Genomic DNA, 15,170 nt, shown 5'->3' with positions numbered 1-15,170 from the left:
CAGGACGATGCGACCCGATGTCGCGGCCTTCTGCTCGGCGCTCCGGATCGCCCTGGGGCGGGTAGCAAATCCTAAAGCCCTTGTGAATGTCAAAGAAATTCATTCGCTCCAGTCTCATGGCCGGGCCGAGTTGACGTGATCGCCCTGTGCGAGCTCGCTCGCGTGACGAAAATTCAGAAGTTAAGATAGTGGCTCGCAGTGCCCCTACGTCGCCCCGGCGCGCTGCCCCTGTTCCTCGCACACCTCATATCCGATCGAGTACGAGATCGAGGGTTCGAGGCCCATCCAGCGCCAGCGTATGCGCATGGACATTCCGCCGCAGCGCCGGATCGAATCGCCGGAGGGCCGTCACGGCACGGCCAGCAGCTCCCGCGCCGCCCGCACGATGCTGGTCGCGTCGAGGACCCGAGCGGCGCCCGCGTGGAGGGCACCGGCTACATCACGTCCGCCAACGTGTGGCGATGGGTCGCGGAGCACCGCTGCTCGATCTCGATCGACGTCCACGTCGGCGGCGGGCCTGCTCCGCGTGCTGGAGGAGCGCCGCTTCCGCCCGCTCGGCGAGGACGCGAGCGAGCAACGCGCAGACGTGCGCTTCCTCGTCCGGACGAACGCCGACCTGCACGCGGACGTGCGCTCGGGGCGCTTCCGCGAGGACCTGTACTACCAGATCAACGTCCTGCCCGCCGGACCAAGCCCGATCCCGATGCCTACCTGACGACTACGGAGAAGCTGGGCCTGAGCCGCGGGCTGGGTGCCGCCGCTCCCCGGCAGCGCAGCGGGCCGACGAGGCGCCGCGCTCGATCACCGACCTGGCGAGGTCCGAGAAATCCTGCGACCGGGACCACGCATGCAGCGCCGCGTTTGCACGGATTACCTATGAACGTGCCAACCGCATGCTCTACCTCCACAAGGATCACAACGTCTCCGGTGGTGTGCTCGCCAGGAAGCAGCGCGCTCCTCAACCGACGCTCCGTGGCGGATATCCGAACGTGCGCTTGAACGCATGGGCGAAGGCGCTCTGCGAGCTATAGCCGACCTCGGCCGCCACGCTCGCGATGGGGTCCCGCCCTTCGCTCAGCAATCGTCGCGCCAGCACCATGCGCCAATGAGTGAGATAATCGAGCGGCGGCCGGCCAACGCGCGCCACGAAGCGGGCCGAGAAGGCGGAGCGCGACATGCCGACACGCGCTGCCAGCCTGGCCACCGTCCAGGGCTCGGCCACCTCGCTATGCATGAGCCGGAGCGCCGCGCCGACCTGCCGATCTGCCAGGGCGCCGATCCAGCTGACGCGAGCCTCGGCACCCATCGCGATATAAGCGCGGATCGCCTCGACCAGGAGGATTTCCGCCAGGCGGTCGGTGATGAGCGGGGCCCCCGGCCGGTCCTCGCCGATCTCCGCCTCCAGGCACGCCAACGTCCGCGCGACGGCTCCCGCCCCGGGCGAGGCACGATCGACCCGGAGGAACGCGGGCAGCGCCTCCAGGATGAAGGCCGCATCGCCATCGGCGAAGTCGACGCTCCCGCCCAGAAGCCCTGTCTGGAGGCCGTCGCCCAGGCGCAAGACGTCATGGTCCGGCTGCGCGTAGAGCGGCGCGCCGTCCACAGGCTCGATCGCAGGGTCGCTCGCTACCGTATAGGGAGTATCGCCGATCAGGAACACGTCGCCCTCGGTCAGCGCCTCCGGCGGGTGGTCGGGCAGGAGCATCCAGCACCGCCCGCGCAGGAGGGCGACGAACTTCAGCCTCGCCTTGCCGGGAAAGGCGAGCGCCCAGTCGCCCGACGCCTCGAACCGCGTGGACCTGACGCTGCGCACGCCCAGGGCCGACAGCACATGGGAAAATGGATCCAGCGTCTCTCTGGACGATCGCGACAAAATCATGGCCGAACAATCATGGACCGGCCGGCCTCGCCCGACTAGCCTTATTCGAACACAACCCAGGAGGCATCTCATGACCATCGAGGGCAAGGTCGTCGCGATCACGGGCGGCGGCAGAGGGATTGGCCGGGCCACAGCGATTCTTCTGGCCTCGCGCGGCGCGCGGATCGTGATCGGCGCCCGGCGCGAGGCGGAGATCGCGGCGGCGGCGGGAGAGATCGAGGCGGCCGGGGGGCGTGCGATTTATCGGATCACCGACGTCACCAAGCGAGCGGACCTTCAGGCGCTGGTGGACTTCGCCTGCGACCGGTTTGGACGGCTCGACGTCCTCGTCAACAACGCGGGCATCGCCCCGATCTCGCGCTTCGACGCGCTGCACGTCCATGATTGGGACGCAATGATCGACGTGAACCTCAAGGGCGTTCTTTACGGCATTGCCGCCGCGCTGCCCGTCTTCGGTCGGCAGAAGAGCGGCCACATCGTCAATGTCATTTCCGTCGCCGGCCTCAAGGTCGTGCCCACGATGGGCGTCTACGGCGCCACCAAGAACGCGGTCCGCACGATCACAGAGGCGCTGCGCCAGGAGTCCGGGCCGAACCTGCGCGTCACCGAGATCTCTCCCGGCATGATCGCGACGGACCTCGCGGACACGATCACCGACGAGGCGTCGCGGAGCGCGATCCGGTCGACCGCCGATTCAGTCGCGATCCCGGCGGACTCGATCGCCCGCGCCATTGCCTTCGCGATCGAGCAGCCGCCCGAGGTCAATGTCGGCAGCGTCGTTGTGTGGCCTACGGCGCAGGGCTGAGGACAGGGCGAGGGGGTGACGGCCCTCGTGCACGCGGAAGAACAGCGAAGTCCTGAAATGTCCGTTCCTTCCAATCGGTCTTTCGCGACAGGCGATAGAAGAGCGGCATGACGAACAAGCAACATCCGATCGGCAGCGGCTTCAGCGCAGCATCCACCGCCGACGACGTTCTCCGGGGCATCGACCTCAGCGGCAAGAACGTCATCGTCACCGGCGGTCACGCCGGCCTCGGCCTCGAGACGACGCGCGCGCTCGCGAAGGCCGGCGCGTCCGTGACCGTGGGCGCGCGCGATCCGGGCCGCGCTGCCAGCGCGGTCGCCGGGATCGAACGCGTCGAAGTGAGCCAGCTCGATTTGATCGATCCGAAGTCGATCGACGGATTCGCGGAGCGCTGGCTCGCGTCGGATCGGCCGCTTCACGTTCTCATCAACTGCGCCGCGCCGCCAGCGCCCAAGGAGATCGCGCGCGACGCGCGCGGTTACGCCGCCCCCGGCCCGCCGCTCCGCCATGGCGCCGCCATGGGCGATTGCCCGGCGGGTGCGCGGTCGCGTACGACAAGCCGCTGTGCGCTTCGTCCGTTTCCTCTCCGCGCTCGGCGAGCCGACCGATGTTCCAGCACGCTCTCGCAGCGTCCACGCGGCGGCCACCGTACTGGAAGAGCACCGTCGTGCGCCCCAAGGCGCTCGGTGACGCCGTATAGCGTCTCGCGCCGCGCCTCCCGGGCCAGACCAACGCCCGGACGGACACGTGTGCCCTCGGCACGCCGATGCGCCCCCGTAGCGCGCTCGGCGCCGCCCGGACCACGCTCTTTCGACCCAGGACCGAGCCATCACGACGCTCGCGGTCCCACCCTTTCGGTTTACTGCGTTACGCTTCTTCGCGCTGCGCTCCGGCTTCTTCTACCTACGCGCCCGGCCTCTTTTACCTACGCGCCGAACGATACGGTCGCGGCCGGTATGGTGACGCGCCAATTTTGAGCTGTTGCTTCACAACTGAACCGGCGCGCCTCAATCCATTGCTGGTCGGGAGGCCATGAGCTAGGGTCGAGTCCCAGTCGCGCCGTTCGCGCGCGCGGAGTTACCGATGACAAGCGCCCGTTGCTCCTCCCTGGTCCTCGCCCTGTTCTCATTCTCGGGTGTTGCTTGTTCGTCGAGCAGCACCCCTCCGTCGGAAGAACCGGGGGTCGCAGGCGCGGGCGGCCAAGAGCAGGCGGGCGCCGGTGGTAACGCCGCGAGCGCGGGCAGCACCCCGAGCGGTGGCCAGCCCGGCTCCGCGGGCGCGGGCGGAGCGGCCGCAGGCGACGCCGGCGCCGCGTCGGGTGGCTCCGATCCCGGCGGTGCCAGCGGCGGCGCGGGCGGCAGCGGCGGCAGCGGCGGCAGCGCAGGCGGCGCGACCGAGACGGACGCGGTCAAGAGCGCTGGCTGCGGCAAAGCGAAGACTCTGCAAAACGGCACGATCGACATCTCGTTCGGCGGCGCCTCTCGCAAGTACATCCTTCGCGTGCCGAGCGATTACGACAAGGACAAGCCGTATCGGCTCGTGTTCGCCTTCGCGGAGTCCGGCTCCTCCGCCATGTCGGTGGCGAACCGGAACTACTTCACGATGGCGACGCTCGACGCTGGAGCTACCACCATCTTCGTCGCGCCGGACGCCGCGAACGGCGCCGGTTCCTGGAGCAAGTCGGACGTGGAGCTGACGGACGCGATCCTGGAGGAGCTCGAGGGAGATCTCTGCATCGACAAAACTCGGATCTTCGCCACCGGCTTCAGCTTCGGGGGAGCGATGTCGTTGGCTCTCGCCTGCACCCGCGCGGACGTGTTCCGAGGCGTCGCCTTCTTCTCGGGGGCAGATCTCACGGGCTCCTGCACGGCGACGTTGACCAAGCCGATCGCCTACTACGCGTCGCAAGCCAGCGGTGACAGCAGCGGCCCCCCCCAGCCGACCAGCGGTCGCGTCAAACAAGCCGAGTTCGCGAAGGTCAACGGCTGCATGGAGGAGCCGTCGGCGACCACCTTCCCGGCAGCTGGCCAGCCCCACACGTGTACCGAGTACAAGGGCTGCTCCGCAGGTCACCCCACCAAGTACTGCGTGTTCGACGGCCCGCACGGCTGGGAGCCGAAGGACCCCGGGCAATCGACGAGCTGGAACGCCCCCGAGGCGTGGAAATTCATCACGCAATTCTGATTTCGAGTCGAGGGCTGCGTCGGGCGCAACGACGATGGGGAGGCGGTCGCCGGGCGACGCCGTCAAAGCTCGCAGTTGGCGGCGGAGTCGGCGGCCTCTACGAGGCACACGTCGCCGTCGGCGCCGTTGAGCTGCAGTTCTCGATGCGGGGCACCGGATGGGCGACCGGCGTCGCGCCGTGAGATCGCCATAGGCTGCCCGATCGTCGATTCCGGCTGCCGTCGTTTCAGTTGACAACGCCGTAGCCTTCGGCATTACCATCCTCCGGCATGAAGCCGATCACATCTTGGCCGGTCGTGGCCGGGCTCGTCGTCATCGCTCTCGGCTGCAGCGGCGGCAGCGCGGGCGCCGGCGGAGCGGGCGAAGCGGGCGGCGGCGCAGGCGGAACGAGCGACGGCGGCGGCACGGACAGCGCTGCCGCGAGCACCGGCGGAACGACCTCTGCGGCCGGCACCGGTGGATCGCTCGCGGGAACGGGCGGTGGCGGGGATGGCGGCGGCGCGGCGGCCGGCGGTAGCGGCGGCGCGGCGGCCGGCGGTAGCGGCGGCGACTCGGGCGCGCAGGGTGGCGCCGGCGGCAGCGCGGGCTCGACCTATCGGCCCTGCCCGACCGACGGTACGGCATGCAAGATCATGCCGTTCGGCGACTCTATCACCGACGGATACAACGGGGACACGCCGGGCGGCTATCGCGTCGAGCTGTTCCGGCTCGCGCACGCGGCGGGCAAGAACATCACGTTCGTCGGTTCGGGATCGAACGGACCGAACACCGTTGGCGGCGTGGCGTTCCCGCACAACCACGAGGGCCACAGCGGCTGGACGATCGCCCCCGCCGGCGGAAGGAGCGGCATTTCGACGCTGGTGTCGACCGTCATGCCGCAATACAAGCCCGACATCGTGCTCTTGATGATTGGAACCAACGACGCAATCGACAATTACGACATGCCCAACGCCCCCAAGCGTCTGGGCGCGTTGATTGACAGCATCTACGCGCAGCTCCCCGATGTTCTCATCGTGGTGGCCGCGCCCGTCCCGTCGCGCGGCGATGCGAGCAAGGGCGACGACACCGCGCTCAGCGCGCGCATCAAGACCTACGACGACGCCATTCCGGCGGTGGTGAAGGCCCGCGCGGACGCAGGCCGACACATCATCTCCGTCGACATGTACACGCCCTTCAATCCGAACAAGGCCACGTTGCTCGAAGATCAGTGGCACCCCAACCTCCAGGGCTACGTGCTGCTGGGCGAGCAGTGGTACGCGGCGTTGCAGCCTCTGCTCTGACGGCGCGGTCGCTCCTCCCGCCCGAGGAGCTCGAGGGAGGCGCCGCGCCTTCGAGGCCGCGGGATGCGCGATGGCGGGCGGCGTCTGCCTGCCGGCGGGCAGCTGCGTGCCGGAAGGGGGCACGGTCGCGTCCGGAGGGACGGGCGGCTGCCGGTTCGACGACGGTCCCGCGGAGTGCTGGCTCGCAATTTCGAGCGTGCCCGCGCCGCCGGACCGGCAGCCTTCTACCCGCGCGGGAAAATGACGGCCACGCGCGCCCGCACCGCGCTGCGCGACCGAGAGAATCGGGAGATCCGGCTCGTCCACCGCGTGGCGCCGGCGATGATCTGGTAACGTTTCGAGCATGCGGCTCACGGCGTGGATCGTTTGCGCCTGGTGGGCGCTCGGGTGCGTGGCGTGCGGCGGCTCGTCGAGCGACGGCGACCCCCCGGGCGCTGGCGGCGGAGCAGCCACGGGCACCGCGACTACCGGGACCGGCGGCGCCGCCGCGACCTCCGGAGTCGGTGACTCTGCGGGCGGCGCGAACGGCGCGGGCGGCGCGGGCGGCGCGAACGGCGCGGGCGGCGCGAACGGCGCGGGCGGCGCGGGCGGCGCGGGCGGCGCGCCGCGCGAGTTGCACGTGGACACGAGCTCGCCCGAGCTCAGCGAGATCCGGTTCAAGCCCAGCGAGCTCGATCCAGAGGTCTCCGACCGCGACCTGGAGCAGGTGGCGCTCCTCGACACTCGGGTCGCGCGGTTCGCGGGCAAGCTCGTCGTCACGCTGTCGGGGAGCAGCCAGCCTCCCGGCCCGCTCGACCTCACCCGCTTCGTCGCCGCGCGCGGCTTTCACGCGTTCGCGGTCGCCTACAAGAACGACTACAACATCGTTCAAAATGATCCGGACACGTTCGGCGACGCGCGGCTTGAGGCGTTCGACGGTCAGGACCACACCGCGCTCATCGAGGTGGCAAGGGCCGACAGCATCGAAGCGCGGCTGGCGAGGGCGCTCGCGCACCTGAAAGAGGTCCACCCGCGAGGCGACTGGGGCTACTTCCTCGAAGACGACGGGAGCCCGCGCTGGTCGGTCATCATCTTCAGCGGCCACTCGCACGGCGCGAGCTCGGCCGCCCGCATCGGCAAGGTCGTCCGGCTCGACCGGGTGGTGTCGCTCGCCGGGCCGCGCGACACGAACCCGGTGAGCGCCACCTGGCTCTCGGAGCCGTCGGCGACGCCCGTGGATCGCATGTTCGGATTGACCGGCGAGCGCGATGAGCAGCACCCGGATCACCTCAAGGCGTTCGACCTCATCGGCCTGCCCGGCGAGCTCGTCGAGGTGGACGTCCCGGGCGCGGCGCCGCCGTACGGCGGGTCGCACCGGCTCGCGCTCAAGGACGGCGACCACGGAGCCGCCGGCAATTGCGCCGCGCACGTCGCCGTCTGCGAGACGATGTTCGGCTTGCCGCTGCCGTGATGTCGCACTTCCCGTCGAGTGAGGCTGCCGCGAGCACCCGTTAGCGCTCGCCGGCCCATGCACTCCGCTGCTCAGTCAAGAGCCGCGCAGCGCCGACGATCCCGACGCTACGCGCGCGTCAGCGCGACGACGAACTCCAAGAAGGCGCGAACCTTGGCCGACATGAGCTGTGCGGCAGGGCAAGATACGCCGTTCACCAGACTTTACCGTGAACCGCTCGTCGCAATCTGGACTCTGCGTGGCGTGGACCCACGCGGCGTCGGTCGACATCAAGAGCTGTCCGTAACGAAGCGAGCGGTTGGAAGCGAATCTCGTCCAAACGCAGCGGAATTTTCGAACGCCTCGCGTCATCCTTCTTTTTACTTGATCGGTCAGTCGCAGCAGCTCCACAGTTGCAGGTATGCGTATCGCTTCCTTCAGCGTGCTCGCGTTCACATTCGCCTGCTCCAGCTCGCCGGACGAGCCCGGCGGCTCGGGAGGCGCAGGGGGCGCCGCCGCGGGCGCCCCGGGCACGAGCGGCACTGGCGGCGTCACCCAACCAAACGGAGGCGCGACGAGCGCCGGCGGCAATGCGACGAATGGCGGCGCAACGACAGGAGGAGCCGCGATGGGCGGAGCGTCGACGGGCGGCGAGCCAGCCGGCGGCTCCTCGGGAAGCGCGGGCACAGCGAGCGGCGGAGCGTCGGCAGGAGCTGGCGAAGCGAGTGGCGGAGCCGGCGGGGCGAGCGGCGGAGCCGGCGGAGCGAGCGGCGGAACCGGCGGCGGCGAGGCCTGCGTCAAGAACCTCGCCTGCAAGCTGGACCCACCGCCGAGCACCGGCGACCTCGCGCAAGACTGCGTCGATCGCATCAACCAGTTCCTCACGCAGTGCGCTTGCCTGCCGGCGCTCAAGCGCCGCAAGGACGGCGAAGCCTGCGCCAACGAGATGGCGAAATACGACGCCGATCACAACATGGCTCACGCCGGCATCCGAGCAAAAATCTGTGAGCCCGGCGGCTCGCAAAACTCCTGCCCTGGCTACTCCTCCAACAAGCAAGTCATCGGCCTGTGCATGCAACAGATGTGGGACGAAGGCCCGCCACCCACCGCAGACTGCACCGGCGACTGCTACGAAATGCACGGCCACTTCATCAACATGACCGACGACTCCGTCACCCAAGTCGCCTGCGGCTTCTACACGACGAGCAGCGGCAAAGTCTGGGCCGTCCAAAACTTCACGCGCTGAGAGCGCGGGTGGGCCCCGCGCTCGAGATCGAGGGCGGCGTCCTGCCCCGCGACGGGTTGGTGCCGATCGGCGCCTTCTCCAGGGGCCTGTACTTCAAGACGCGCTTCGGCCAGCACGCGTGCTCTCACCCGATGGAGGCGATGATGGCGCTGCTCTCACTCATCGAGGGCGGCGTCCTCGAGGCCCACCCGACGCTGCGGGTGGGCCTGCTCGAGGCGGGGTGCGGCTTTCTCCCATACTGGCTCTGGCGGCTCGATCACGTCGAGTGCGCGCAGATGCGCGGCGAGGTGCGCGGCCGGGTGCGCCGGCCGCCGTCGGAGTACTTCCGGCGGCAGTGCTGGATCGCGCTCGAGCCCGGCGAGGCGATGCTCGACCGCGTGGTGACGGAGATCGGCGCGCCACGGATGGTGTTCGGGACCGACTTCCCCCACCTCGACCATGGCACCGGGATGGTCGACGAGATGATGGCCCTGCGAGGCGTGCTCGGGGACGAGGCGCTGCGGGCGATCCTCTGGGATAGCCCGCGCGGGCTGATGGGGATGGACGCCAGAGCAGGGCGTGGCGCGTAGGGTCGGCACCTCTGGACGGCGGAAGAGGCGCTGCTTCTCCCCGGGAAGCGCAGCTTCTCCTCGGGACGCAGGCCCAGGACCGCCGGAGCGCCGGCGGCCGGCTTTGGCCTGCCGCCGAGGGTCTTTTCACCTGGCACGCGCGGTGCAGTGGGTCCTCGACGAAGTGAGAGCGCTGCCGCGCACACGGATGGGAACTGCCATCGCGAAGCCGGCAGCATCAACCGTCGCCCTCATCGCAATCGAAGCGAAATGAGGGTGACGAGCACGAGCGGAAGGAAGAGAGCAACGACATGGCTGACAGCGACACGTACGACATCCTCATCCTCATCGACGTCAATAACCAGACGGTGCAGATGTATGCTGCCGATACAGGCATCGTCCAGGCGGGCTCGCAGGGCACGAACGAGCTCTGGGTGAAAGTTCCGGCCGAATCGAACCTGCGGTGGCGCGTGGAGCCGCTCCAGGCCGCGACCTTCGAGAACGGCGAGCTCAAGCTCTACCACACGCTCATCACGAAGTTCCACCTCTGGGCGGCGAACGCCCAGGCAACCCCCCCCCAGGGTGACGCCAGCAAGTATCTCACCGAATGGGGGTGCGACAATGGCTCCGGGAATGCCCCCTTCTACGCAACCCCGGAGACCATCACGCCTGACACGAACATCGGCACCAGCACGCAGGGCATCTATCGCCCCTACATCCAGTGCACCACGGCGCTGGGCCGCGACGAGACGCAGAGCCAGAAGCTCGCCTATACCTTCTACGTCCAGGTCTACAAAGCGGGCAAGCCTTACGGCCCGCCGATCTCCTGGGATCCCTACGTGACGGTATACAGGAGCGCCGACTGAGGCCCGAGGCCCGAGGCCGCGACGCTGTCCCTCCCCTCCCCCTAGGCCCTCAGACGCCCAAAGCGTCCGACCGCAGCAGCAGCCCGCCGACAGACGGCCATAGCGGTCCGGGGTATGGGGGGTCCCACGGGCTTTGCCCGTGGGGGGAGAGGGCGCGAGCCCTCTCCCGGGACTAAAGCCCCACGGGCTTTGCCCGTGGGGGGAGAGGGCGCGAGCAGCACCAGCATGCTCCGGATGCGCTGCTCGGATGGGCCGGCGAGCCGTCGAGGAGCGGCGCTGGCGACGCCTCCGCCCCCAGGTCGATGAGCCGCGCGCGGACAGCGACCCAGACCTCGGTCGACACGAACGGGCCCTGCCACCACCCGAGCCACCGGCGCACCGTTCGCGCCGGCACCCCTCGCGCCCGCAGCACAAGCTGAACCGGCGCACCGACCCCTCTGCCCCAGGGGCGAGCCGCCCTCCGCGAGGTTTGCGGTCGTCGTCGCTGCGGTAAAGCGGGCCTTGACACACCGAGCCCCCCCGGCCGCGACCTGCACCGCGATCCGCTCGTCTTCCTGCTCCAGCAGCGCGAACAACTCGCGCTCGAACGAAAGCTGCTCCACCATCGCCCACCTCCGGTCCTCACAACCCCGGAGGCAAGCCACCCGCCCGAGATCGTCGGGCCTGCGGAGGACGTGGGCGACGACGATCGCCGTGCCCCCCCTGCCTTCGGCGACCGGCGTTCGCGCCTCGGCCAAAACGCTGGGGTTGCCGGCGGTCACGTCGATCACCCTCCGAATTTGGACCGTTTCGCCTTGCAAGTCGAAACCCAGGTCGAGGTCGAGCGCGATCCGGTCCCCTTCGCCGAGGTCGGGCTTGACCGTGAAACGGAATGGCATGCTGCCTGGCGCGTCCAGCCTGATCTCCGCCCCCACGCCTGGCGTCGCCAGGATATGAGGCGTCATGAGCACGCCCACGTCCGCTCGCGCAAGAGCTCTTGAATCGACGCGCTCCGCAGATCACGCGGACGCTTGGCGGGAACCACGAGGATTAGGACCTCAATGAAGACGTTCGGCACGCCGGCAGCCGGCGAGGAGACCTCCGGCGAAGGCGCGCACGGCGCGACCATCTGGGCGCGGAGCCTCGGCAGAGGGTCGGGCTCGGGCGACGACCCGCCGCACGAGCAGATCGACACGGCAACCCACAGCGACGGGAGCAAAGCGATTCGGGATCTACAGTGGCCTCGCACGCATTACATTATTGCTGGCGCCGTGCCACCGCGAAATACGCGGCATGCAGAGCTTTCGAGCCATGCGCCCCGTGTCATCGAGGCAGGACCTCGCGCTAGTTTTGGGCCTGCCGAGACAACTTGTCACTGCCATTGCGACCTCAGCAGGGCGCCGGCCAGGACCAGTTGGCCCAGGAACTCCGAGGAAAGCGACGGATCGCGGCGATTCGCCACCGTGGCGGAATCCTCGCGGGATTTCCGACACGCCGAAGTAGGCTACGCGCATGCGGAGCATCGCCGGGCGCGCCGCGGGCGCGGACACAGCGGGACATCGCCTCGCCAGCCCGGGCGACGGCACGATCGCCCGCACCGCTGCGCCTCCGCGCGCGCTCCGGTCGCGCTACCCCCGCCTATCCGGGCCGGGCTCGCGGATCGCGGCTACCCTCATGCTGGCGATGACGACCTCCTGCAACAGCATGCGACCCCAGGAAGCCCCGCCCGGCGAGCCCGCGGCCGCGCCGGCCAGCCCGTCCGCGCCGGCCCAGCAGGCCGCCGAGCCGGGCCCCCCGCCCGCCCCGCCCGCGCCGCCCGCGCCCGCGGGGCCTCCCGGCGCCGCGCCTCCGCCCGGCGGAGCCGCGGGGCGGGCCACGGCCGAGGCGATCGCGGCCTCCGCGCGCGCCTTCGTGGACGGCCTCGACGGCGAGGCGCGCGGCCGGGCGCTGCTCGCGTTCCAGAGCGGCGAGCGCGAGGACTGGCACTACGTCCCGCGCCGCCGCGCCGGCCTCGCGCTCGGCGACATGGACGGCGGCGAGCGCGGCGCGGCGCACGCGCTGCTCCGGGCCGGCCTCAGCCCGGAGGGATACCGCAAGGTGGAGGGCGTCCTGCTGCTCGAGGGCATCCTCGGGGGCATCGAGGGCAACCCGGCGTTCCGCGACCCGGGCCGCTACCACCTCGCCCTCTTCGGCCAGCCAGGGCCCGAGGCCCCGTGGGGCTTTCGCTTCGAGGGACACCACGTCTCGCTCAACTTCACCTCCGCGGGAGGCGGCGTGGCCACCACCCCGGCGTTCCTGGGCGCCAACCCGGCCGAGGTGCCCTCGGGGCCCCGCAAGGGCCTGCGCGTGCTCGCGGCCGAGGAGGATCTCGGCCGCGCCTTCCTGGCCTCCCTCACCCCCGCGCAGCGCCAGCGCGCCGTGATCGCCGCCACGGCGCCGCCCGACCTCGTGACCGAGGCCTCCCGCCGCGCCGCGCTGGCGAGCGTCGAGGGCCTGCCCGCGGCCGAGATGACCCCGGCCCAGCGCGCCGCGCTGCTGCGCCTGCTGGAGGCCTACGCCCGCAACTTCCCGGCCGACGTCGCCGACGGGCACCTCGACCGCATCGCGCGCGCCGGCGTGGAGCGCCTGCACTTCGCCTGGGCGGGCAGCGCCTCGCCGAAGCAGTCGCATTATTACCGCATCCACGGCCCCACCCACCTCATCGAGTACGACAACCGCGGCGGCGACCACATCCACACCGTGTTCCGCGACCTGCAGGACGACTTCGGCGACAGCCTGCTCGCGCGGCACCTCCAGGAGGGCCACGGCGCCCCCGCCCGCGGTCGGCCCTAGCACCAAACGCCCCCGATCCCTTCGGAGCGTTCACCGACGACTTCCGCCTCAACGCATGATCGTCGCCTGAGCCTGGCTGCTGCAGGCTTTCGTCGCTGTGGGATGCTCGTCGTAGGGAGGGCATCATGACGACGGACACGGCGACGACACAGGCGAGCGAGGCGCCGCAGCAGGCGTGGGTACGCTGGCAGCGCGAGCATGCGGACGTGCTGGAGGGGTCGACACGGTCGGAGCAAGTGCTGCTGGAGGCGGCGGTGCGGTTTGGGGCCGCCATCGCGGCCCAGCCGATCCTGCTGCGCGTCGCAGCCTATTTCCTCCTGCATGCGGACATGGGCCTGACCGCAGCGCAAGTGGGCGCGGCGGTCGGTCGCACCGACCGGGCCATGCGCACCGTGCGCACGCTCTCGGCCCACCAGATGCTCGAATCGATCTGGGCGGAGCTCGGGCGGCACCGGCAACCGCGGCTGCGCCCGGAGCATGCCGGTCCGATCGCGAAGTACCTCGTCGACCATCCGCGATGCACTCAGCCCGAGATGGTCGCGTTCATCGCGCGCGAGCTCGGTGTCGAGATCGAGCAGCAGACGCTCCGCCGGTTTCTCGACGCCTACGGCCTGTACGTCTTTCGCCCGGATCACGATCGCGCGGAGGCGCATGTCGCGCGCCCCACCTCATCGGGCGCACCCATTTCGGGGGCACCTTCCTCCTGTTGCCGGCCGCGCTCGCCCTGAGCCGCGTCGCGGAGCGCACGCTGGCCAGGGCGCTGGGAAGCGCGGACAAGGCGCGGCGCCTTGCGCTGTCGCTGTTCTTCCGCGCGGCCTTGGGCATCGAGCGCATCTTTCACTTCGAGACCCTCGACGATCCGGGCTTCGCGATCCTGTCCGGCGGCAAGAAGGTCATCTCTCGGTCTCGCCTCGGTGGGCTGGTGCGCGCGGTGACGACCGAAGGGGTCAAGAAGCTCACGCGCGCCACCGAGGCGTGGGGCGCGCTGCGAAACCGCAGGGTGACACTGAGTCTCGACGAGCACGTCGTCGCCCGCTTCACGCGCAAGTTCAAGATCCCGAAGGGCTTCCATACCCTCCGCAACAAGAAGATGCGCGCCGAGAAGCTCTTCTTCCTGCACTGGCCCCAGGCGCGCCGTTTCCTCGGGCTCGTTGTTACCCGCGGCAACGGCAAGCTGATCGAGCGGACCCTCGGCTTCCTCCGCGCTGTGCGTCGGTGCGTCCGAGTCCGTCAGCTGCGCTTGATCATCGACGCAGGCGCATCCGCCACCAACGAAGGCCTCCGGCGCCTCGACCGCTTCGGCAAGACCGTGTTCTTGATCCGCGCGCCTCGTCGGCCGGGCTACGTCGACGCCTGGAAGCGATTGCCGCGAACGCGCTTCACCCCCTACGAGGAGCCCGGCCGGTACAAGGGCGCCAAGCTCAAGAGGATCGAGCTCGCCGAGACGACCACCACGATCCGCGGCATCGCTCGGCCCCTGCGTACCGTGGTCGTGCGCGAGCACGCGATGAAGGGCAAGGACCGCTGGCACGCGCTCTTCATCTTGCACGACACCACGACGCCGGCCCTGGAGCTGCTGCACGAGTACCGCACTCGCCAGCACCACGAGCAGGGCCACCGCATCGGCGTGCACGACCTCTGGCTCGACACGTCGGCGAGCGGTTATCCCAAGCGCGGCCGTCCCGACCGCCCCGGATTTCGCCAAGGACCGCTCGCGCTCTGCGCCTGGCTCGCCGCGCTCGCCTGGGACGCGCTCCGCGCCTTGGGCGACGCTCTGCCCCCCCGCTTCCACTTCGCCCACCCGCGCACGCTGCGGCGCTGGGTCCTGATGCGCGACGCCGACCTGATCCTCACGCCCTCGCACCTGCTCGTCGTGCTGGCCTTCCTGCCGCATCGAGCCTGGCTCCGCTCGCTGGTCCAACGCTTCAATGCGGCAGGGGTCGGCTTGCCGTGGCTCGGCGGGCGCCGCGTCGTGATGGGGTTCGATGCCAGGGGCCGCACGCCGTCAGACGCACGGCCTGTGCTGCCAAATGCCGCGGAAGTGGGTTCTGGCAGCGCGAAGAGCTGTGGGAGCGTTTGGTGCTAGCGCTCTGACACGATTCCAGGATGCCGAGTCGCCGCG

The 15,170-nt window shown here is 70.0% G+C and carries 12 protein-coding genes and 1 pseudogene; 12 read left to right on the top strand and 1 reads right to left on the bottom strand.

The features are described 5' to 3' along the window. Positions 1-511 precede the first annotated feature (511 nt). Positions 512-682, top strand: a pseudogene (locus WMF26_RS06805) (sigma 54-interacting transcriptional regulator); the annotation flags it as partial. Between the two features lie 276 nt (positions 683-958). Here the strand turns inward: WMF26_RS06805 and WMF26_RS06800 are convergent. Continuing rightward, entirely contained in the window at positions 959-1,879 is a 921-nt protein-coding gene (locus WMF26_RS06800; protein ID WP_437999649.1) for an AraC family transcriptional regulator, read from the bottom strand. Between the two features lie 70 nt (positions 1,880-1,949). Here WMF26_RS06800 and WMF26_RS06795 point away from each other — a divergent pair, with 70 nt between their 5' ends. From WMF26_RS06795 to WMF26_RS06745, 11 genes are all read left to right on the top strand, one after another. Continuing rightward, entirely contained in the window at positions 1,950-2,684 is a 735-nt protein-coding gene (locus WMF26_RS06795) for an SDR family NAD(P)-dependent oxidoreductase (protein ID WP_437999648.1), read from the top strand. Positions 2,685-2,791: 107 nt separating this feature from the next. Next, positions 2,792-3,661 carry an SDR family NAD(P)-dependent oxidoreductase gene (locus tag WMF26_RS06790; protein WP_437999647.1) on the top strand — a complete coding sequence of 290 codons (870 nt, stop codon included), beginning with the start codon at positions 2,792-2,794 and terminating at the stop codon, positions 3,659-3,661. A gap of 106 nt (positions 3,662-3,767) precedes the next feature. Beyond that, entirely contained in the window at positions 3,768-4,868 is a 1,101-nt protein-coding gene (locus tag WMF26_RS06785; protein WP_437999646.1) for an alpha/beta hydrolase family esterase, read from the top strand. Positions 4,869-5,137: 269 nt separating this feature from the next. Then, positions 5,138-6,148, top strand: coding sequence for an SGNH/GDSL hydrolase family protein (locus tag WMF26_RS06780; protein ID WP_437999645.1), 1,011 nt, complete (start codon positions 5,138-5,140; stop codon positions 6,146-6,148). Positions 6,149-6,491: 343 nt separating this feature from the next. Further along, positions 6,492-7,598, top strand: coding sequence for a BPSS1187 family protein (locus tag WMF26_RS06775; protein WP_437999644.1), 1,107 nt, complete (start codon positions 6,492-6,494; stop codon positions 7,596-7,598). Between the two features lie 400 nt (positions 7,599-7,998). Further along, a complete protein-coding gene (locus tag WMF26_RS06770) occupies positions 7,999-8,823 on the top strand; it encodes a CAP domain-containing protein (protein WP_437999643.1) in 825 nt (274 codons plus the stop codon). Positions 8,824-8,831: 8 nt separating this feature from the next. Beyond that, positions 8,832-9,392, top strand: a complete 561-nt coding sequence (locus tag WMF26_RS06765) for an amidohydrolase family protein (protein ID WP_437999642.1) — start codon at positions 8,832-8,834, stop codon at positions 9,390-9,392. Between the two features lie 290 nt (positions 9,393-9,682). Continuing rightward, on the top strand, positions 9,683-10,237 hold the full coding sequence (locus WMF26_RS06760) for a hypothetical protein (RefSeq protein ID WP_437999641.1): 555 nt from the start codon (positions 9,683-9,685) through the stop codon (positions 10,235-10,237). Between the two features lie 1,653 nt (positions 10,238-11,890). Beyond that, positions 11,891-13,048 carry a DUF3500 domain-containing protein gene (locus WMF26_RS06755; RefSeq protein WP_437999640.1) on the top strand — a complete coding sequence of 386 codons (1,158 nt, stop codon included), beginning with the start codon at positions 11,891-11,893 and terminating at the stop codon, positions 13,046-13,048. A gap of 125 nt (positions 13,049-13,173) precedes the next feature. Further along, the gene (locus WMF26_RS06750; RefSeq protein ID WP_437333559.1) at positions 13,174-13,776 is read left to right on the top strand and encodes a hypothetical protein; all 603 of its coding nucleotides are present in this window, start codon (positions 13,174-13,176) and stop codon (positions 13,774-13,776) included. Next, entirely contained in the window at positions 13,755-15,134 is a 1,380-nt protein-coding gene (locus WMF26_RS06745; RefSeq protein ID WP_437999639.1) for a hypothetical protein, read from the top strand. Before WMF26_RS06750 ends, WMF26_RS06745 begins: the two co-directional genes overlap by 22 nt. The last annotated feature ends 36 nt before the right edge of the window (positions 15,135-15,170 follow it).

Origin of the sequence: Sorangium sp. So ce185 (assembly GCF_051526825.1) — a bacterium.
Lineage (GTDB): Bacteria > Myxococcota_A > Polyangia > Polyangiales > Polyangiaceae > Sorangium > Sorangium cellulosum_D.
The sequence above is the reverse complement of the archived record's forward strand: the minus strand, read 5'-3'. Positions and strand labels throughout refer to the sequence as shown.

Coding starts and splice junctions, on each gene's coding strand:
- WMF26_RS06800 (WP_437999649.1), bottom strand. CDS start 1,879: ATGATTTTGTCGCGATCGTCCAGAGAGACGCTGGATCCATTTTCCCAT.
- WMF26_RS06795 (WP_437999648.1), top strand. CDS start 1,950: ATGACCATCGAGGGCAAGGTCGTCGCGATCACGGGCGGCGGCAGAGGG.
- WMF26_RS06790 (WP_437999647.1), top strand. CDS start 2,792: ATGACGAACAAGCAACATCCGATCGGCAGCGGCTTCAGCGCAGCATCC.
- WMF26_RS06785 (WP_437999646.1), top strand. CDS start 3,768: ATGACAAGCGCCCGTTGCTCCTCCCTGGTCCTCGCCCTGTTCTCATTC.
- WMF26_RS06780 (WP_437999645.1), top strand. CDS start 5,138: ATGAAGCCGATCACATCTTGGCCGGTCGTGGCCGGGCTCGTCGTCATC.
- WMF26_RS06775 (WP_437999644.1), top strand. CDS start 6,492: ATGCGGCTCACGGCGTGGATCGTTTGCGCCTGGTGGGCGCTCGGGTGC.
- WMF26_RS06770 (WP_437999643.1), top strand. CDS start 7,999: ATGCGTATCGCTTCCTTCAGCGTGCTCGCGTTCACATTCGCCTGCTCC.
- WMF26_RS06760 (WP_437999641.1), top strand. CDS start 9,683: ATGGCTGACAGCGACACGTACGACATCCTCATCCTCATCGACGTCAAT.
- WMF26_RS06755 (WP_437999640.1), top strand. CDS start 11,891: ATGCTGGCGATGACGACCTCCTGCAACAGCATGCGACCCCAGGAAGCC.
- WMF26_RS06750 (WP_437333559.1), top strand. CDS start 13,174: ATGACGACGGACACGGCGACGACACAGGCGAGCGAGGCGCCGCAGCAG.